The following is a 19,761-nucleotide window of genomic DNA, read 5'->3' on the forward strand; positions in this document are numbered from 1 at the left end:
TTACTTGTGGTTTTATAAACTCATGCAAACTTTACATGTTGAATTAGGCGAACGCCGTTATCCTATTTTTATTGGCAGTCAACTTGATCCTAAACAGTTGCTTGAGCCTTATCTCCATGGTCAACAGATCATGATCGTGAGTAATGAAACGGTCGCACCTTTATATTTATCTCATTATCAAGATGCTTTAAAAAGTTTAGGTAAAACTGTAGCGACTTGTATTTTGCCGGATGGTGAGAAATATAAAGATATTCAACATCTAAATTTGATTTTTGATGCTTTACTTGAAGCTGGTTTTAATCGTGATTGTACGGTTTTAGCTTTAGGCGGTGGTGTTATTGGTGATATGGCTGGCTTTGCATCGGCATGTTTCCAGCGCGGTGTTTATTTTGTTCAGGTTCCAACTACGCTCCTTTCACAAGTAGATTCAAGTGTAGGTGGTAAAACTGGTATTAATCATCCACTCGGTAAAAATATGCTGGGCGCATTTCAGCAACCTCAAGTTGTTTTGGCTGATATGGCTCAACTCAATACTTTACCTGATCGAGAGTTATCTGCTGGATTATCAGAAGTTATTAAATATGCTTTGCTGGGTGACGCTGATTTTCTCGTTTGGTTAGAACAGAATATGGATGGTTTAATTGGGCGAGATGCTGGCCTTTTAGCGGAAGCTGTTTACCGTTCATGTGCTCATAAAGCGCGTATTGTTGCTAACGATGAAAAAGAGCAAGGCGAACGAGCTTTACTCAACTTGGGTCATACTTTCGGTCATGCCATTGAATCTTATCTTGGCTATGGTACTTGGTTGCACGGTGAAGCAGTAGCGACAGGCATGGTGATGGCAGCTGATTTATCACAACGTTTAGGTTGGATTTCAAGCGATGATGTAGAGCGTACAAAAAAAATTATTCAACGCGCTAATTTGCCGATATCATGTCCAAAAATTCCATTGGATGAATTCCTTGGATATATGGCACATGATAAAAAAGTTCTCAATGGTCAATTACGTTTGGTGTTGTTAAAACAACTTGGTCAAGCAGTAATTACTAAGGACTTTGATGTTGAACTCATGAAACAAGCTATTTTGGCGAATCAACACGGATAATAAATTAAGGTAACACATGACTGTATCACGTACACTTTGGCAGAATGTTCAACAATATATCTGGTTGGTGGGTGGTATTGTCTGCTTGTTTCTGGCTTTTATTTTCTGGGTAATGACTGATAGTAAAAAGCTTGTCGAAGTTGAAAAAGCAGCTGATTCGGATGCCCCAGTACAAATCCAGCCAGAGAAGGTAGCAACAACTGCAAATTTAGGGGCACTAGCTGATGAAGTGAGGCCTCTTGATTTAACAACCCGTACTGTTGCGTCTGGTCAGCATGAGGCAGAGTTCCGCGGTACAAAGTTTATTAATGAAAACAAGAAACAATGGACGCTTGAGCTTTTTCGTGCGTCTGATGAAGATATTATTAAAAACTTTTTAAAAAATCGTCCAGAGCGAAATAAATTTATCTACTTCCGCTTAAGTGGAGATAAGCAATCTGAACAATATGTTTTGACGTATGGCGTATTTAAACGTTCTGAAGATGCAATTCAGCAATTAACTCAACTGAATCTTGATTTACCTGCGTCAATCAAACCACAACCACAACAATTTTCAACTTATGCACCATTAGTCAATGATTTAGGTGCGGATGAAATGAAAGGTGGAATGAGTCAAACTTATGAAGTGCGTTTACGTCCAGCTGCCTTGCCTGAAATTGATGAGTCTTTACTCATAGGGACTGGCGTAAGTGGAGCTGCGAATACACAACCTAAGGTGGCTGCTCCCGCAACAAACTCTACAACTCGAACAACAATTATTCGCCGAGATGCTGAGGGAAATGTTGTGGATGTACATCAGTCTAATTCGGCAGTTGATGTTCCTAAAAAGGCTCAACAGAATCGTACAACAGAACCTACAGCAAAAAATGCAACAAATGAGGGCACGCGAGGCAATTAGTTATAAGGATATGTTGCACAAATATGGTGCAACAATAATGGTTATATATATTTTTTGATCGTCTGTGGTGCATATTTAGTCATTTATTAAAATGATAACGCGAATAAAACCTATCTATCTTCAATAATTATAAATACTTAGATGTAAAAAATAACATTGGCATGGTTTTTGCTTTATTCTTGTGCTTATTAATGTGCTGTAAACTATTTTAGCGCTCTAAAGAGTAAATTCTATGCAGAGTCGAGGGGTCGAACTGCTTTAAAAGAGTGCGAAATAAGTCAAAACATTTTTCTAGCAAAAACCAGTGTACGTAAAAATGGAACAGCGTATATTGGCTTATCAGCCCCAAAATTTTTTTTGTGAAACATTGAGCTAACTGTCGTCCGTAGGCACTATCGCAAAAAGAAGTTGTTTGTTTGACGCTCGAAAGAGCCTTATTGAAAGAAGGGTACGCTATGCACATGCCATCGCCTAATACTGTAGCTCCCGCTCAAGGTTTATATCAACCTGATGAGTTTAAGGATAACTGTGGTTTTGGACTGATCGCCCATATGAAGGGTGAATCAAGTCATCATCTAGTTGAAACCGCGATTCACAGTTTAAGTTGCATGACGCACCGTGGTGGTATTGCCGCAGATGGCAAGACGGGAGATGGTTGCGGCTTATTATTGGCGATGCCAAAGCAATTTTTCCGTGATGAAGCAAAAAAACTGAGTGATATTACACTGAGTGAAATTTTTGCTGTGGGTACTGTATTTTTAAATACTGATCCGGCATTAGCGCAACATTCTAAAAATATTTTAACGAAAGAAATCGAGTCAGATGGCTTACGTGTACTGGCTTGGCGTGTTGTCCCTACAAATAACGATGCACTAGGTGAAATTGCGCTTCAATCTTTACCAGCTTTTGAACAGGTCATTGTGAACTGTCCAATGGGTGTGACTGAAGTCGAATTTAACCGTAAATTATTCTTGGCACGTCGTCGTGCAGAACAACAATTACAAAATGATCCGTCATTCTATGTGACTACGCTTTGTTCGACAGTAATCAGCTATAAAGGCTTGATGATGCCAGCTGCAATTGCTGAGTTCTATACAGACTTAGCAGATGAGCGTTTAAAATCACATATCGTGGTATTCCACCAACGCTTCTCTACTAATACATTGCCGCGTTGGCCGTTGGCTCAGCCGTTCCGTTACCTTGCGCATAATGGTGAAATCAACACAATTACAGCAAACCGTAACTGGGCGTTGGCGCGTACTCCTAAATTTGAAAACCCATTATTACCAGGTCTTACTGAGCTTAACCCAATCGTTAACCGTACAGGTTCGGATTCTTCAAGCTTGGATAATATGCTTGAGATCTTAGTCGGTGGTGGTATGGATTTATTCCGTGCCTTACGTATGCTCGTACCACCAGCTTGGCAAAACGTAGAAACTTTAGATGCAGACTTACGCGCATTCTATGAGTTCAACTCTAAACATATGGAAGCTTGGGATGGCCCAGCTGGTCTTGTTATTCAAGATGGCCGTCATGCGATCTGTATGCTTGATCGTAATGGTTTGCGTCCTGCGCGTTGGGTAATTACCAAAAATGATTACATTACCTTGGCATCTGAAATCGGTGTTTGGGGTTATGAGCCTGAAGATGTAGTTTCTAAAGGTCGTGTAGGCCCTGGCCAAATTTTGGTAGTTGATACATTAACAGGCAAAGTACTTGATACTAAAGATGTTAGTACACATTTGAAAAACATGCGTCCGTACCGTGAGTGGTTACGTGATCATGCGATTCGTTTAAATGCAAACCCAGCACTTGAAGAGCAATTAGTCGATAAAGGTTTAACTGGCGATGCTTTAAAAGCGGCTCAAAAAATGTTTATGGTGACATTTGAAGAGCGCGATCAATTGCTGCGTCCTATTGCTGAAAGTGGACAAGAAGCTGTAGGTTCTATGGGTGATGATACGCCAATGGCTGTATTGTCTCGTCAAGTACGCCACGTAACAGATTACTTCCGTCAACAGTTTGCTCAAGTGACAAACCCGCCAATTGACCCGCTACGTGAGTCAATTGTAATGTCGCTTGAAACCTGTTTGGGTCGTGAGCAGAATGTATTTGAGCAAGGCCCTGAGCATGCTGACCGTATCATCATCTCTAGCCCAGTTTTGTCAAATTCAAAAATGCAGCAAATCCGTAGCATTGAGCGTCCGGGTTATGAAGCAGTAGATATCAATTTAAACTATGCCGAAGAAGAAGGTTTGCAAGCTGCGATCACGCGTATCTGTGAAGAAGCGGCGCAAGCGGTTCGTGATGGCAAAACTTTAATTGTTTTAACAGACAAAAATATCCGTCAAGGTTTACTGCCAGCAAACGCAGCACTTGCAACAGGTGCGGTACATCATTACCTCATCAAAACTGGCCTACGTACTGATGCAAACATCATGGTTGAAACTGGTTTTGCACGTGATCCGCATCAATTTGCGGTATTACTTGGTTTTGGTGCAACCGCAGTTTACCCATATCTTGCATATGACGTGATCAATGACTTGATCGCTAAAGGTGAGCTTTTAGGTGACCCAATTCATGCGCAAGCAAACTTCCGTAAAGGTATTGAGAAAGGCTTGCTAAAAGTTCTTTCAAAAATGGGTATCTCTACAGTTGCTTCTTATCGTGGCGGTCAGTTATTTGAAGCAGTAGGTTTATCATCAGAAGTGGTAGATCAGTGTTTCTTAGGTGTTCCAAGTCGTATTCAGGGCGCAACATTTGCTGATCTTGAAAAAGACCAGAAAAAATTAGCAGCGACAGCTTGGTCAAATCGTAAGCCAATTGATCAGGGTGGTTTGCTCAAATTCGTATTTGATAAAGAGTACCATGCATTTAACCCAGATGTGATTAACGCATTACACAAAGCCGTTCGCTCTGGTAAGTACGAAGACTTTAAAGAATATGCTGAGTTGGTGAATAATCGTCCAGTGGCGACTATTCGTGACTTATTTAAGTTAAAAACAACGAACTCAATTCCAGTTGAACAAGTTGAATCAGTTGAAGATATCTTGCCTCGCTTTGACTCGGCAGGGATGTCTTTAGGTGCTCTGTCTCCAGAAGCACATGAAGCAATCGCAATCGCGATGAACACGATCGGTGGTCGTTCTAACTCTGGTGAAGGCGGTGAAGATCCTGTTCGTTACGGAACAATTCGTAACTCGAAAATCAAACAGATCGCATCTGGTCGTTTTGGTGTAACTCCTGCATACCTAACTTCTGCTGAAGTCTTGCAAATTAAAGTTGCTCAGGGTGCAAAACCGGGTGAGGGTGGTCAGTTACCAGGTGGTAAAGTAAATGGTTTAATCGCACGTTTACGTTACTCAGTACCGGGTGTAACGCTAATTTCACCTCCTCCACATCACGACATTTACTCAATTGAAGATTTGTCTCAGTTAATTTTTGACTTGAAACAAGTTAACCCGAAAGCCATGGTATCGGTGAAATTGGTATCTGAGCCGGGTGTGGGAACAATTGCTGCAGGTGTTGCAAAAGCTTATGCAGACTTCATTACCATTTCAGGTTATGACGGCGGTACGGCTGCATCTCCACTTTCTTCAATTCACCACGCGGGTTCTCCGTGGGAATTGGGTTTGAGTGAGGCGCACCAAGCACTTCGTGTAAATGACTTGCGTGGAAAAGTACGTGTACAAACTGATGGTGGTTTAAAAACTGGTCTTGACGTGATCAAGGCAGCAATTTTAGGTGCTGAAAGTTTCGGCTTTGGTTCAACACCAATGATCGCTTTAGGTTGTAAATACCTCCGTATTTGTCACTTAAATAACTGTGCAACCGGTGTTGCAACTCAACAAGATCATTTGCGTCAAGAACACTACATTGGCGAGCCAGAAATGCTCATCAACTTCTTCCACTTTATCGCGGAAGAAACTCGTGAATGGTTGGCTGCATTAGGTGTTTCTTCATTGAAAGACTTAATTGGTCGTGTTGATTTGCTTGAAGTATTACCAGGTGAAACTGAAAAACATGCTCACCTTGATTTAAGTGCTCTGTTAACTTCTCATCCTTCTGCTGAAGGTAAAGCACAATACTGTCAAGTAGAAGGTAATGCACCATTCGATAAAGGGGTATTGGCTGAGAGAATGGTCGCTGAAATGCTTCCTGCAATTGAGTCAAGCGCTGGTGGTCAGTTCAACTTCAACGTCGTGAACTGTGACCGCTCAATCGGTGCTCGTGTTTCGGGTGAAATTGCTCGTCGCTACGGCAACTTGGGTATGGAAGCTCATCCAGTTGTAATGAACTTAACTGGTACAGCTGGTCAGTCGCTTGGTGTTTGGAATGCTGGTGGTTTACACATCCGTCTTGAAGGTGATGCAAACGACTATGTAGGTAAAGGTATGGCGGGTGGTCGTATTTCGATTTTCCCACCACAAGGTTCACCTTTCCAAACACAGAACACAGCAATTATTGGTAATACCTGTTTGTATGGTGCAACTGGCGGTAAGCTTTTTGCAGCAGGTACAGCGGGTGAGCGTTTTGCAGTTCGTAACTCTGGCGCATTTGCTGTAATTGAAGGTGCGGGTGATCACTGCTGTGAATATATGACAGGTGGTGTTGTGACTGTACTTGGTAAAGTAGGCCATAACTTTGGTGCGGGCATGACTGGTGGTTTTGCTTATGTACTTGACCTCGATAATGACTTCGTAGATTACTACAACCATGAATTGATTGATTTAAATCGTATTTCAACAGAATCTATGGAAGATCATAAAGAGTTCTTGTTGCGTATTATCGATGAGCATATCAAAGAAACTGGTAGTGCTTGGGCTTATAAAATCCGCAATGAGTTCGATTTCTACAGCCGTAAATTCTGGCTTGTGAAACCAAAAGCTGCTAATTTGCAAACGCTTTTGAAAACAACACAAGCTGACCCACAATAATTCCACGACTGCAAAGACATAGGCAGGTGCGGGCAACAAGGAAATCCGCGCCTACCCACGGAGAGAGACATGGCAGAACGCCTAAATAATGACTTTCAATTTCTGGATGTACCACGCCAAGATCCAGAGAAAAAAGATATTACTGTCCGCAAAGCAGAATTTGTGGAAATTTATAAACCTTTTACATCGGAAACTGTCACTAATCAGACTCACCGTTGTTTAGGCTGTGGTAACCCGTATTGTGAGTGGAAATGTCCTGTACATAACTACATTCCAAACTGGTTAAAACTGATCGCTGAAGGCCAAATTTTCCAAGCTGCTGAGCTTTGTCATCAAACCAACACATTACCTGAGGTATGTGGTCGCGTATGCCCACAAGACCGTTTGTGTGAAGGTGCTTGTACCTTAAATGATGGTTTTGGTGCAGTAACCATTGGTAATGCTGAAAAATATATCAACGACACAGCCTTTGCTTTAGGCTGGCGTCCAGATATGTCAGGTGTAAAATGGACTGACAAAAAAGTTGCAATTATTGGTGCCGGTCCAGCAGGTTTAGGCTGTGCGGATATTCTAGCTCGCGGTGGTGTTAAACCAGTTGTATTTGATAAGCGTCCTGAAATTGGTGGCTTACTTACATTCGGTATTCCAGAATTTAAAATGGAAAAGGATGTAATGAAACGCCGCCGTGAAATCTTCACAGGTATGGGCATCGAATTCCGTTTAAATACTGAAATTGGTAAAGACATCACGATTGATGAATTACTTGCAGAATATGATGCGGTATTCATGGGTATGGGTACTTATACCTACATGAAAGGTGGTTTCCCAGGTGAAGATCTTGATGGTGTTTATGATGCACTTGATTTCTTAATCTCTAACGTGAACCGTTGCCAAGGTTGGGAGAAAGATCCAAGTGAATACATCAGCTTAGATGGGAAAAAGGTGATTGTTCTAGGTGGTGGTGATACCGCTATGGACTGTAACCGTACTTCTTTACGCCAAGGTGCTCACGATGTAACTTGTGCATACCGCCGTGATGAAAGCAACATGCCAGGCTCTGCGCGAGAAGTAAAAAATGCCTACGAAGAGGGTGTTAAATTCCTATTCAATCGTCAACCAGTCGAAATTGTTGGTGAAAATGGCAAAGTGACAGGCGTAAAAGTGGTAACGACACAAATGGGTGAACCAGATAGTCGTGGCCGTCGTAGCCCTGAGCCAATTCCGGGTTCTGAAGAAGTATTACCAGCTGATGCAGTTTTACTTGCTTTCGGTTTTCGCCCAAGCCCAGCAGACTGGTTTGGTAATGTGAATATCAATCTTGATGGTTCAGGCCGTGTTGTCGCAGCTGAAAAGCAAGAATTCAAATTCCAAACATCAAACCCGAAAATCTTTGCTGGTGGTGATATGGTGCGTGGCTCAGACCTTGTTGTGACTGCGATTTGGGAAGGTCGTCAAGCTGCTGAAGGGATTTTAGACTACCTTGGTGTTTAATAAATTAATTTGTTAAATAACTGAAAAAAGCCTACTTCAAGTAGGCTTTTTTATTGTCTACCATTACTCACTTTGATGTTTTTGGCAAATATAATAAGCTTTTTTGCCCTTTTTAGCGTTTAAAGCTCGCGACATACTCGAAACTTCCTTCTTCAATACAGTAGGTGTTGAATATGAACATCGCAGGTATGACGGCAGAAAAATCATATTTAAATCGTCGAAAAGCGTTGGGTATTACAGTGCGTCGTCTTGAATTTAATCCAAAGGCGATCAAGCGGCACTATTTTGCAAATTCACCCCTCATGTCGCATTTTTTAACTGCACTCTCATCAACGTTTCCGGTGGGTGAGCAATTTTTTGTAAATAGTGTACGTAATGTGCGTGATAAAGTCTCAGATCCTCAGCTACAAGCACAAATTGCGGCGTTTATTGGACAAGAGGCCATGCATTCCAAAGCACATGGCGAGTTTAATGAAGCTTGGCGACGTGATGATTATAATCTGGACAGTTTTCAAAATTGGCTAAATGAGCGCGATAAATATTTAAGAACAATTCCACCTAAGCTGCAATTGGCGTTGACCTGTGCATTTGAACATTTCACTGCTTTACTTGGGGGATATGTCTTACAACATCCAGAGTTATTAAAAACCCTAGATGAAGATGCGCTAAAACTTTGGGTATGGCATGCGATTGAAGAAATTGAACACCGTTCGGTTGCATTTGATGTTTATCAACATGTATATGGTGATGATCGTATCCGTCGTTTACTCATGCGCAGCGTCACTACAGGATTTGCGAGTCTCGCTTTTTATGGGACAACTCGTTTATTTTGGCAAGATAAATGGAATAGCTTACCTAAAATCGGGGGTAATTTATTTGGATTATATTTGCTGATGAAGATGCTTATTCAGTTAATGCCTGAATACTTCGCATATTACAAAAAAGACTTTCATCCGAGTCAAAAAGATTATGGCAGGATGGTTAATTATTGGAAAAGCTCTTTAGCAGAAGAATATCAAATGGCAAGTTTTGAACAAGAAAAAGATCAGCGATTGAGCTAATAGATAACCGGATTTAAAAATCCGGTTTTTTTAAATCAATAAAATAAAAGCAACACAATAATGCCTAATTCATCATACAATCAGGTAAAGAGGTTAAAAATATAAAGAAAAACTTGAGGATAAAGTGACGATGAAAACGTTGAAACAATTTGCAATCGCAACAACACTTGCCAGTACCTTACTGTTTTCGGGATGTGGCTATAACACTCTACAAGTAAAAGATGAGGCTGTAACAGCAGCGTGGTCTGAAGTACAGAACCAATATCAACGTCGATCAGATTTGGTACCAAACCTTGTAAACGTTGTTAAAGGCTATGCTAAGCACGAAGAGCAAGTATTAACCGAAGTAACTCAGGCACGTTCTAATGTTGCAGGTTTAAAAGTTGATAAAGAAGTTTTAGAAGATCCAGCTTTACTTGAAAAATATCAACAGGCTCAAAGTCAATTAACAGGGGCATTATCTCGACTCATTGCTGTTTCGGAAAATTACCCAGATTTGAAAGCCAATACTCAATTCCAAGAATTACAAGTTCAGCTTGAGGGTACGGAAAACCGTATTGCTGTTGCACGTAATCGTTACATTACAACAGTACAAGACTATAACTCATATGTGCGTCAGTTCCCTCAGGCAGTAACAGCAAAAGTAATTGGTATGCATCCAAAAGCCAATTTCTCTGCAGAAGCATCCGCACAACAGGCTCCAAAAGTTTCTTTTGATTAATTTTATAAATCAAAGGAGTGCCGTATGAGAAATACTCTATTGCTTCAATCAAAGCAAATTAAGGTCTTTATTTCGACCTTAATTTTGCTCTGTTGTGGTGTTCTTTTTCAGAATACGGCATGGAGTGAAAGTAATATTGCAACTGCTACCGATGAGGCAGACGCAATAGTTGCTGGCAAAATTATTCAAAAGCAACAAACTCAAGCTACTGCAACTAAACTAGAAGGGCAAGCTGCTTCAAGTTCTGCTCCTCAAGTCCAAGTTGCGAATGATATGGCTGATGGCGAATCAATTCGTGGTTTGCCAACTTTAAACCAGCCTGTTATTGATCAAGCCAATATCTTAAGCGAGGCTGAGAAGCAGCAACTTGATCAAAAAATTCTAAGTTTGTACCAACAAGGCAAAGCGCAGATTGGTGTCGTTATTGTTCCTACCACTGGCCAAGAAGATATCTTTGATTATGCGTTACGAGTTGGTGAAAAGTGGCAATTAGGATCATCTAAACGTGACAATGGATTACTCATTGCAGTCGCTGTAAATGACCGCCGTATACAAATACTAACTGGCTATGGTTTAGAAGGGGTATTACCTGATATTGTTGCAAGTCGAATTATTCGAAATCAAATTACCCCTTATTTTAAACAAGCCCAATATGCACAAGGTTTAAATGCAGGTCTGGATGAAATTGGAAGAATTTTAAATCTTGACCCAGAAGTAGCTCAGCAAGCTGCCCAAGATTTAAAAGAACGCCAACATCAAGCTGCCGAAGAACAACAAGCCAAACAAACAACGCTTACAATGGCTTTATTTATTCTTGTTGCTGGGGTTGTGGGATCATTTATTGTTGGTCGTCCGCTTAGTGCATCTACAGCAGGTGTGGCTGCTGCGGTAGCAGGATTCGTAAATGGGGCAGGGTTGGTCACTAGCTTACTACTTGGTTTTGGTATTTTCTTTTTACTCATTACATCAATTGCCCAACTTATTTTACAGGCCATTTTAAGTGGTTCTGGCGGTGGCGGACGCGGAGGAGGCTTCGGCGGAGGTGGCGGAGGCTATGGTGGCGGCGGAGGCCGTTTTGGCGGTGGAGGTGCTTCAGGCTCATGGTAACAACATCAGAAACAACACAAATTATTACTCAACCAAAAATTGAGGAATCTGTAGAGCCAAGCATAAAACGTTGGTTTAAACATCTATGCTATTTACCTGCTAGTAGTCGTTATTTTTCAAAACAAGATAAGCAAGCTATTGCAGATGCTGTACAGCAAGCAGAACATGGGCATGTTGGAGAAATACAGGTTGTAATTGAAGGTCATATTCCAGTGTCACAAGCCTACAGACAAAATACTCGATTAAGAGCACAGCAATTATTTGCGGAATTAGGTGTTTGGGATACCGCCTTAAATAGTGGCGTGTTGTTATACTTAAATTTATGTGAACGAACAGTAGAAATTATATTTGACCGTGGTATCAGAAATACGACTAACGAGCAAGTCTGGCAACAGATTTGTGAAGCAATAGTACAAAAGCTTAAACAAAAAGAATATCAACAAGCTGTAGTGATTGGCGTACAACAAATTGGAGAGGTGCTGTCAAAGTTTTATGACGAAAACATGCCTGATCAATCTAATGAATTGGGGAATGCTCCAATTATTATTAATTAAGTTATTTTCTAAAAGTTCTATATCTCATATTTTTTAAATTTTATTTCTTAAGATGGATGACAAAAAATGTCACCTGCTTATTTATTTTTAAAGAGATTTTGTTCACATAAATAAACATAAAATTTGAATTGTGTAATTTATTTTTTTTAATGCGTGAAGTTTTTTCATAAAAATTCATATGACATTTTTTGTCAATTACTTACACCTATTTAATATTTAAGAATAGTTGAATTTTTATTAAGTATTTGTTTTTTAAATAAAATAAGAGTTGGCATGGATGCTGCAATATAGTTGATAGCTGAAAAAGCTTATATAAAAACATACATACAATCTTTGGGGAAAAGGCTATGAATGCACAAAAAGGTTTTACGTTAATCGAACTTATGATCGTGGTTGCCATTATTGGTATTTTGGCTGCTGTAGCGATTCCTGCTTATCAGGATTATATGACTCGTTCAAAAGTAACAGAATTAATTTCTACAGCAAGTTCGTGTAAAAATTCAGTTTCAGAATATTATCAAACTAAAAATGCTGCTCCTGCTGATACGGATGCTGCAGGTTGTTCTAGTAATGCAACTCAGTATGTTACATCATTAGCTGTTAGCAATGGTACTATTACTGTGCTAGCAACAGCTGCTGTTGGTGGGGGTGTTACAGCGACTGATGGTATTAAACTAGTGCCATCATATAATAATACAACTGGTACTGTTCAGTGGGCATGTTCTGCTGTTGGCGCGAATATGAAACCGAAATATTTACCAGCTAACTGCCGTGGTTCATAAGTTAAATTAATAAAAAAGAGAGGTTTCAACCTCTCTTTTTTATTGGACGTATTTGAAATGGAAAAAAATAATATCTTATATTTTTCAATAGTATTGTATTTGATTTTTAGTGTGTTAGGAGGGCGATTAGGCTGGGCAGTTTTTCAATACGATGAGCTCCGCTTATTACAGTTTCCATTGGCACTGTGTGCTTTATTAGCTTTATTTTTCGAAAAAAAAATAGAATATTCGATCTTCACTCAAACTATTTTTTTTCTTATAGGCATATTAATTGTTATACAGCTAACTAATTATAATATTTTTCAGTTTCAAGAGCTTTGGTCGGTAATAGTATTGTTATTCATATTATCTACATTAGCTTATACTTTTAAAGATGAAAAAAATATCACACATGGTATGGTTCTGATTGTAATTTCAGCACTTATTCCATGCTTATTTATTTTAATTTCTATAGTTAACTTTATTATTTATCAGCAATGGTTTGATTGGCAATTTAACTCTGGCACGATACGTATTTTTGATAGTGTTATAGTGCCTATATTCTTTTTTGCAATTTTTTTGAAAACCGAAAAATATAGATATATTAATTATTTGTACCCGACAGTAACCTTCTTCTTCACCTTGGCTTGGTTGTTTGATGGAGCGAGATCAGCTTTATTAGCAGTAATGACAGGCTTATTATTTTTATTTATTTCTTCTAGGCAAAATCGTAATCTGATTTTACAGACTATAGGATATATGCTTTTTGCATTTTTAGTACATAAGGGAGTCATTTATCTGGCCGATAAAAATACGATGACAGTATTGCGTACAGGGACATCTTTACGTTCAGAAATGTGGTTATTTATGTTTGAACAATGGAAAAATAGTCCATTTTTGGGGGTGGGTGGAGGTTATCTCTCAAAAATTCAATATAGTTATGGACATCATATACATAACTTGTATTTAAGGCTTGTTTTTGAATGGGGAGTAGTTGGAGTTATATTTTTAGTTTGGATGATTTATCAACTGTTTGGATTATTCCGAGCTAAAGAAGTTACACCTGTCGCGAAAGCTGGGGTAGCTGCAATCTTAGTTGATGCTATGTTCTCGGGAAGTATGGTATATCCAGCTTCACAAATTGCTTGTGTCTTATTCATAGCATTTGCTTTTTCCCAAAAGAGAAGTGGTGAACGCAATTTACAACAGTTTTATGGGGTTACAAAGATTCTTCTGGGCTTATGGATGGCGATGTTCCTATATATTACTATAGTTTATTTGGGACAAGATCTAACATGTTGGAATTGTGAGAGTTATATTGGTCGGATGGCTCCAAATTTTTGGGAATATGGTGGAACTGAACATCTAATTCCGGCTAGGCAGATTCCGTAATTTAACTTGAGAATCTTCAGCTTTACGAACCTATTCTGGCTTTCTTACAATTTTTCTGAAGCTTCCATGTATAATCTCTCAAGTCTTGATCGTTACTAAACGCCTCTCTATGCAAGTCCTATTATTATTTATTGCCGCAATCCTTCTAGGATTTGCTTGGTTATCCCCATTTCACTATAGCCCTTGGGTCATGTTCTCAAGTGAAGTGAGTACTTTTGGGGCTGGGTTATGTGTATTGGTGGCCCTAATCCAACAAAATATTAAAATTCCGAGAGCACAATTATTGTTGCTGCCATTTACTTTAATTCCTATTGTGCAGTGGGGCTTTGGTTTAGTTTTTGATTTAAGTACGGCCTTATTAAGTTCATTTTACTTATTAGGTTTTTGGTTTATGGTCCTAGCTGGCTACAACCTATCTCTAGATCAAAAAAAGAGAGAGCAAATTTTTTCAGGTTTTAGCTTATTAGTAATTATTACATCGCTATTAACCAGTCTTATAGCAATTTTCCAGTGGCTGAATATTGAATCACATTTAATTTATAGCCTTCATCTGATCGGTAACCGTCCTTACGGAAATTTTGGTCAACCCAACAACATGGCGACATTCTTAATTATTGGATTATTAGGATGTTTGTATTTATATGAAAAAAATAAAGTAACACTTTGGTTATTAGTGCCTTCAGCGCTGATTATTTTGTTCACAATTGCTTTAAGTCAATCACGAACATCATGGATCGTTTTTCCATTCTTATTCATCTACTGGATAGTTAAACAATTTGGAAAACAAAAAAGATTTGGATTTATTCAAGGTTTTTTGTGGTGTGTTGGTTTTTTTGTAATGGCAGGCATAGTATTGCCGTTTGCTACTAGTTTAATTGAAGCATGGGTAAGTACTGATGTAACTCAGGCAAGTAGTTTGGTTGAAAGAGCAAGCTCTGGGTATTTGCGCTTTAATATCTGGTCACAAATGTTGCTTGCCGTACAGCAGCACCCTTGGTTGGGTTATGGTTGGAATCAAACCAGTGTGGCACAAATGACGGTTTATCATGCTTTCCCAACAGGAGAGTGGACTACCAGTGCTCATAATGTACTGCTTGATCTAATTATCTGGAATGGTATTCCACTGGGTGCTGTAATCATTACCTACTTTGCTTGCTGGTTTATTTGGTTAAATCAACAAGCTAAAAATGCCATCTCGATCATAGCGATTATGATGGTATGTACAGTACTTATTCATGCCATGTTAGAGTTTCCACAACGTTATGCTTATTTCTTGCTTACTTGTGGGTTCCTGCTTGGTATTGTGCAAGCTCAGACTCCTGTTCTGAAAGGAATTATCCTCAACAAACATATTCTTCGCTTATCATGGGGTGTAAGTTTACTGCTTATTATTGCGATTTTACGTGATTATAATGTCTATGTTTTAAATAGTAATTTGCTTTTTAATAATAAGCGTCCAAATGCCGAATTTATGGGAAGCGGTAAAATTTTTGTTTTAACGCAGTTTGAGCAGCGTTTACGTTGGATTGAACTTAATCCCCACACACTATTATCTGAAGCTAATTTGGATCAATGGGAAAATTTTGTGAAGAATAAACCTACTCCATATAACTTGCGTAAATACGCAAAATTACTGGCTTATAATGGAAAAGTGGAGCAGGCACAGCAGCAAATATTTATTTTACAGCGACTCTATAAGCAAAAAATAACGCTATCAGGGTTATTAAAAGAAAAGTAATAAAAAAATCCCCTTGTACTCAAGGGGATTTTTTATGAGAAATTACATTTGGCTCTGGATATAGTTTTCAATACCTACGCTGCCAATAAGATCAATTTGAGTATCTAACCAATCCCAATATTCTTCTTCTTTTTCTAAAATTTCTTGAACAAGGTCGCGGGTGACATAGTCTTGCTCTGTTTCAGCTAAAGCAACCGCTTTTTGAATTGCTTCTATATTTTCTTTTACTTTACGAATGTCACAGTGCAGAACTTCTTCTGTGTGTTGACCAATATAAAGCTTACCTAAATGTTGGAGGTTAGGTAGTCCTTCTAAAAATAAAATACGTTCAATGATTTTATCGGCATGTTTCATTTGACGAATTGATTCTTTATATTCAGCAGAACCAAGCTGCTCAATTCCCCAGTCATTAAACATGCGCGAATGTAAAAAGTATTGATTAATTGCAGTTAAATGATGATACAGCACTTGATTGAGCTGATTAATGACATCACGATTGCCTTTCATTGTAGCTACTCCAAAACAATTTCTGCCTCAAACTTAATTAAGGCAATCTATAAATTCATTTTAGTGAACAATCATAGCGATGGCGAGTAATTTATGGAACAGCAAATGAAAATCGCAATCAAAAACAACACAATATTAGAAAGGGTGTTTTTATGCCAAAAAAAACCGCTTGAATGAGGAACTATGAATGTTCCGCAAAAAAAGCGGTGGAGGAGTCAATAAATTTTGTTAAATATTAATTTTTATTATGCAGCTACAGAAATGCGAGCAGCGATTTCTGCTAATTCTTCGCTAATGATAGCGCGGGCCTCTGGTGCACAGCGTCCACAACATGTACCAAGATCAAGTAAATCGCGAATTTCACGATAGCTTTCAGCGCCATTTTCAATAGCGTCTTTAATATCCTGATCGGTAATGCCACGACACAAGCAAACGTACATGGGAGTGATCCCCAAATATAAATGCGATAATTGATATTATTGATAATTATTATCGTTTGTCAATGAAATTCATTTAAAATCTCATTTATCATTATTGGGATTTTGGATAAAAAAATACCACCTAAGCGGAAATCTAAAAAGAATTTAGATTTTTATACAAAGGTGGTTCATGTTTTAAAAACTAAATATTTAAAGTTGGATAGTTTGAAAATTTATATCTTATTGATTAATAATTACAATTCCATCCATTTCCACTAATGCACCTTTTGGCAAGCTTGCTACACCAAGAGCTGCACGTGCAGGGTAGGGTTGAGCAAAATATTCACCCATAATTTGGTTCACGAGTTGGAAATTTGATAGGTCAGTTAAAAAAATATTGAGCTTAGCAATATCTGCAAGTGAACCACCAGCAGCTTCACAAACTGCTTTTAAATTATCAAATACACGGCGAATTTGAGATTCGATACCTTCTACAAGTTCCATACTGTATGGGTCTAAACCAATTTGCCCTGAAAGATATAGCGTATTGTCTACTAAAATAGCTTGAGAGTATGTGCCGATAGCAGCAGGGGCATTTTCAGTATGAATGACTTGGCGGGACATTTGGTTCTCCTTGATTAAATCTATTTCCATCATAATCGATGATAGCTTTGGACAAAAGTATCATCGATTTAATTGATTAAGTGAATTTGGAAAGTTTGATTTTGTTAAAGAAACATAAATCTGGCCAATAATTCTTGTAGCTGATTAGCTTACTTTTGAAATTTCCATTTGCGGAGCAGGAGCATCTAAACGTTCAATCCGTGGGAAACCATAGTGCATGCGTAAATCACGAATGACTTTTGCAATATGTTTACGGTTATTCACTACAATATTCACAAAAGTTCTTTGCTCATTTGAGTGAACCATCTCTACCCCAGCGTTATTTTTACGACATTGATAGATCAGGTCTGATACTTGTTCATCATTCATTGCCATATAAATAGCAAGGTAGGCTGTAAAACGGACATCATCTACATCATCTGCTTTCCATTGAAGCGGCATGATATTTTCAGGATGTAGATGCTGTTCATGTAGCAAGTTATGACAGCGAATACGATGCACAATTAATCCGCGACGCGTTAAATGTCCTTGAATTGGATCGCCTAGAATAGGATTACAGCAGTGCGCATATTTAACGTCGACTCCTTCCGTACTTTGAATAAGTCGATCTGAGTTTTCTACTTGCGGATGTTTATCATGAGCAAACAGGTGATTTGCTACAAGCTGAGGTAGTAAATCACCAACCGCAATTTGTTCAAACAATGTATTTTTATTATCGATATGGCGCCATTGTAATAGATCTAGCCAATCAGCTTCGGAAAGATCATTGATTGAACGATTAAAGAGTTTTAGTGCTCGAGAAAGCGCTTGTGCACCAACAAGACGTTGTTCTTCGATATCTTGATCTTTTAGTACATGCTGTAATGCACGACGTGCTTTTTGCGTATTAATAAAGCTTAGCCAGTCTGGGTTTGGTGTTGCCAAAACATCCGTAATAATCTCGATAACCTGACCGCTAACTAATGGGGTGGAAAGTGGTTTAATCTCACCATCGACTTTTGCGCCAACTGCGTGGTTACCTAAAAATAAACTTGCTGAATAAGCAAAATCAACTACGGTAGCGCCTTGCGGTAGCTCATGCAGTTGACCATGTGGTGTATATACCCAGATTTTTTCTTGATGCAGATAATCAAGCAAATCATTAAAAGTTGTTTTAGCACATTCACCGTCAATCAATGTATTTAAGTTCTGCATTGAAGCCTGAATGGCAGAGCGGCAAGTTTGCGGCGCATTTTCACCTAACACTACCCCAAAACGGGCAGCTTTACGCATGAGCTCAGTTTGAATAGTAAGAGATAGTGTGGTTTTTTCGCCTTTAAGTTTAATCAATAAAGACTGATTACCGCCGGGTAATGGTCGACGAATATGGTCTTGGTACTGGATAACCTGAAAGTTTTCTCTTAATGCTTCTTCTAAGCGGTCACAGTCGGCAATGCTTTGTAGAACAATTTCAAAAGCATGACTATGGGTAAGCTCTTGGAGGTCCATCTCGTTTTTAACGAAATGGCGTAATAATTCGATATTGTTATTTTTCTTTTTAATACGGCCTTGAATATGATAATTATGAAGGAGTTCAGCGAGGTTTTGTTCCCAGATACTTTGATATTTACAACGTTCGGGTTTTGTTTGAAGCAGAGCATTTTGAACGTTATCAAACATATCAAGGTCAAGGTTTTGATAACAAAGATTCTCTAGATTATCGCCCATTTCATTCATGCCGACTAATCTTGCCATCGGTACAAATATATCAAAAGTCTCTTGAGCAATGCGGGCACGTTTGTCTGGACGTAAAGCACCTAGAGTTGTCATATTGTGATAGCGATCTGCTAATTTAATAATGATGACACGTGGATCTTGTAAGGTTGCTTGCAGAATTTTTCGGAATGAAGCTGCCTTGTTATATTCTTTATCGCTTGATTGGCTAAGTTTGGTTACACCATCGACTAGCTCTGCAACTGTTAGGCCAAACTTTTCAATAATATCTTCTTTTGTATATTGAGTATCTTCAATAACATCATGCAAAAGTGCTGCCATTAAAGTTTCAGCATCTAAACGCATGTTTGCAAGAATGCAACTTACAGCGATAGGGTGCAGAATATAGGGCTCTCCACTTTTACGTGTAATGCCAGTATGCGCTAGATCGGCAAAATCGCAGGCAGCAAGCACTTTTTCGACTTCGCTTACCGATAAGTAAGGGTCGATAATTAATTTGAGCTGTTGCTTGGCTTGGCTGACCTCTTCGCCTGGCATAAATCACCCTTTTTCCTATTACTGAAAAACTAAATCTATCTGCTTCTTAATGAAAAGCATATTGCGGAACTTGTCAATTTTTTCATTTGAAAAAGTGTATTTTTTTTTCAATGAAAATAATTGCTTTTCTCAATATCTTTAAATATGGCGCAAAGCCAAATAAAAAACCATCGCAGGAAAACGATGGTTTTTTTAT

15 protein-coding genes and 2 pseudogenes are annotated in these 19,761 nt (G+C 38.8%); 12 read left to right on the plus strand and 5 right to left on the minus strand.

Going from position 1 to position 19,761, the window contains the following annotated elements; genetic code table 11:
- The first annotated feature begins 22 nt into the window (after window positions 1–22).
- The 11 genes from aroB to RFW85_RS08945 all read left to right on the plus strand — a co-directional run bounded on the left by aroB (window position 23) and on the right by RFW85_RS08945 (window position 15,765).
- Window positions 23–1,105, plus strand: coding sequence for a 3-dehydroquinate synthase (aroB, locus tag RFW85_RS08895; protein ID WP_309171429.1), 1,083 nt, complete (start codon window positions 23–25; stop codon window positions 1,103–1,105).
- 16 nt (window positions 1,106–1,121) lie between these two features.
- Window positions 1,122–2,003: a hypothetical protein gene (locus RFW85_RS08900; RefSeq protein ID WP_309171430.1), complete on the plus strand. Its 882-nt coding sequence runs from the start codon at window positions 1,122–1,124 to the stop codon at window positions 2,001–2,003.
- 461 nt (window positions 2,004–2,464) lie between these two features.
- On the plus strand, window positions 2,465–6,940 hold the full coding sequence (gene gltB / locus RFW85_RS08905) for a glutamate synthase large subunit (RefSeq protein ID WP_309171431.1): 4,476 nt from the start codon (window positions 2,465–2,467) through the stop codon (window positions 6,938–6,940).
- 69 nt (window positions 6,941–7,009) lie between these two features.
- Window positions 7,010–8,431: a glutamate synthase subunit beta gene (locus RFW85_RS08910; RefSeq protein ID WP_002117101.1), complete on the plus strand. Its 1,422-nt coding sequence runs from the start codon at window positions 7,010–7,012 to the stop codon at window positions 8,429–8,431.
- 173 nt (window positions 8,432–8,604) lie between these two features.
- A complete protein-coding gene (locus RFW85_RS08915; RefSeq protein ID WP_309171432.1) occupies window positions 8,605–9,492 on the plus strand; it encodes a metal-dependent hydrolase in 888 nt (295 codons plus the stop codon).
- Window positions 9,493–9,622: 130 nt separating this feature from the next.
- On the plus strand, window positions 9,623–10,213 hold the full coding sequence (locus tag RFW85_RS08920; RefSeq protein WP_002117090.1) for a LemA family protein: 591 nt from the start codon (window positions 9,623–9,625) through the stop codon (window positions 10,211–10,213).
- Window positions 10,214–10,237: 24 nt separating this feature from the next.
- Window positions 10,238–11,320, plus strand: a complete 1,083-nt coding sequence (locus tag RFW85_RS08925; protein WP_309171433.1) for a TPM domain-containing protein — start codon at window positions 10,238–10,240, stop codon at window positions 11,318–11,320.
- The gene (locus RFW85_RS08930; RefSeq protein WP_309171434.1) at window positions 11,314–11,874 is read left to right on the plus strand and encodes a TPM domain-containing protein; all 561 of its coding nucleotides are present in this window, start codon (window positions 11,314–11,316) and stop codon (window positions 11,872–11,874) included. Before RFW85_RS08925 ends, RFW85_RS08930 begins: the two co-directional genes overlap by 7 nt.
- A gap of 347 nt (window positions 11,875–12,221) precedes the next feature.
- Window positions 12,222–12,656 (plus strand): pilin, encoded by a 435-nt coding sequence (locus tag RFW85_RS08935; RefSeq protein WP_309171435.1) that lies wholly within the window; start codon window positions 12,222–12,224, stop codon window positions 12,654–12,656.
- Window positions 12,657–12,713: 57 nt separating this feature from the next.
- Window positions 12,714–14,027: an O-antigen ligase family protein gene (locus tag RFW85_RS08940; RefSeq protein ID WP_309171436.1), complete on the plus strand. Its 1,314-nt coding sequence runs from the start codon at window positions 12,714–12,716 to the stop codon at window positions 14,025–14,027.
- Window positions 14,028–14,136: 109 nt separating this feature from the next.
- Window positions 14,137–15,765, plus strand: a complete 1,629-nt coding sequence (locus RFW85_RS08945) for a Wzy polymerase domain-containing protein (RefSeq protein ID WP_309171437.1) — start codon at window positions 14,137–14,139, stop codon at window positions 15,763–15,765.
- 42 nt (window positions 15,766–15,807) lie between these two features.
- Here the strand turns inward: RFW85_RS08945 and bfr are convergent, their stop codons facing one another.
- Together bfr and RFW85_RS08955 are read right to left on the minus strand one after the other, a co-directional pair.
- Window positions 15,808–16,272 carry a bacterioferritin gene (bfr, locus tag RFW85_RS08950; RefSeq protein WP_016143648.1) on the minus strand — a complete coding sequence of 155 codons (465 nt, stop codon included), beginning with the start codon at window positions 16,270–16,272 and terminating at the stop codon, window positions 15,808–15,810.
- Between the two features lie 245 nt (window positions 16,273–16,517).
- Entirely contained in the window at window positions 16,518–16,712 is a 195-nt protein-coding gene (locus RFW85_RS08955) for a bacterioferritin-associated ferredoxin (protein WP_000289091.1), read from the minus strand.
- 102 nt (window positions 16,713–16,814) lie between these two features.
- On the opposite strand from RFW85_RS08955, the pseudogene RFW85_RS08960 reads away from it, so the two are divergent.
- Window positions 16,815–16,942: pseudogene (locus tag RFW85_RS08960) on the plus strand (hypothetical protein).
- Here the strand turns inward: RFW85_RS08960 and RFW85_RS08965 are convergent.
- The 3 genes and pseudogenes from RFW85_RS08965 to RFW85_RS08975 form a co-directional block, all read right to left on the minus strand.
- A complete protein-coding gene (locus RFW85_RS08965; protein WP_170249180.1) occupies window positions 16,932–17,315 on the minus strand; it encodes a RidA family protein in 384 nt (127 codons plus the stop codon). The pseudogene RFW85_RS08960 and the gene RFW85_RS08965 overlap by 11 nt on opposite strands.
- Window positions 17,316–17,459: 144 nt before the next feature.
- Window positions 17,460–19,565: a bifunctional (p)ppGpp synthetase/guanosine-3',5'-bis(diphosphate) 3'-pyrophosphohydrolase gene (locus RFW85_RS08970; RefSeq protein WP_002116807.1), complete on the minus strand. Its 2,106-nt coding sequence runs from the start codon at window positions 19,563–19,565 to the stop codon at window positions 17,460–17,462.
- Between the two features lie 18 nt (window positions 19,566–19,583).
- A pseudogene (locus RFW85_RS08975) lies at window positions 19,584–19,736 on the minus strand (hypothetical protein).
- Window positions 19,737–19,761 lie beyond the last annotated feature (25 nt).

Origin of the sequence: Acinetobacter sp. 12966 (assembly GCF_031196995.1) — a bacterium.
Lineage (GTDB): Bacteria > Pseudomonadota > Gammaproteobacteria > Pseudomonadales > Moraxellaceae > Acinetobacter > Acinetobacter geminorum.

Excerpts from the sequence above, each read along its gene's own strand:
- RFW85_RS08955 (WP_000289091.1), bottom strand. The coding sequence starts at position 16,712 with ATGTACGTTTGCTTGTGTCGTGGCATTACCGATCAGGATATTAAAGAC.
- aroB (WP_309171429.1), top strand. The coding sequence starts at position 23 with ATGCAAACTTTACATGTTGAATTAGGCGAACGCCGTTATCCTATTTTT.
- RFW85_RS08970 (WP_002116807.1), bottom strand. The coding sequence starts at position 19,565 with ATGCCAGGCGAAGAGGTCAGCCAAGCCAAGCAACAGCTCAAATTAATT.
- gltB (WP_309171431.1), top strand. The coding sequence starts at position 2,465 with ATGCCATCGCCTAATACTGTAGCTCCCGCTCAAGGTTTATATCAACCT.
- bfr (WP_016143648.1), bottom strand. The coding sequence starts at position 16,272 with ATGAAAGGCAATCGTGATGTCATTAATCAGCTCAATCAAGTGCTGTAT.
- RFW85_RS08915 (WP_309171432.1), top strand. The coding sequence starts at position 8,605 with ATGAACATCGCAGGTATGACGGCAGAAAAATCATATTTAAATCGTCGA.
- RFW85_RS08925 (WP_309171433.1), top strand. The coding sequence starts at position 10,238 with ATGAGAAATACTCTATTGCTTCAATCAAAGCAAATTAAGGTCTTTATT.
- RFW85_RS08930 (WP_309171434.1), top strand. The coding sequence starts at position 11,314 with ATGGTAACAACATCAGAAACAACACAAATTATTACTCAACCAAAAATT.
- RFW85_RS08900 (WP_309171430.1), top strand. The coding sequence starts at position 1,122 with ATGACTGTATCACGTACACTTTGGCAGAATGTTCAACAATATATCTGG.
- RFW85_RS08945 (WP_309171437.1), top strand. The coding sequence starts at position 14,137 with ATGCAAGTCCTATTATTATTTATTGCCGCAATCCTTCTAGGATTTGCT.
- RFW85_RS08935 (WP_309171435.1), top strand. The coding sequence starts at position 12,222 with ATGAATGCACAAAAAGGTTTTACGTTAATCGAACTTATGATCGTGGTT.
- RFW85_RS08920 (WP_002117090.1), top strand. The coding sequence starts at position 9,623 with ATGAAAACGTTGAAACAATTTGCAATCGCAACAACACTTGCCAGTACC.
- RFW85_RS08910 (WP_002117101.1), top strand. The coding sequence starts at position 7,010 with ATGGCAGAACGCCTAAATAATGACTTTCAATTTCTGGATGTACCACGC.
- RFW85_RS08965 (WP_170249180.1), bottom strand. The coding sequence starts at position 17,315 with ATGTCCCGCCAAGTCATTCATACTGAAAATGCCCCTGCTGCTATCGGC.
- RFW85_RS08940 (WP_309171436.1), top strand. The coding sequence starts at position 12,714 with ATGGAAAAAAATAATATCTTATATTTTTCAATAGTATTGTATTTGATT.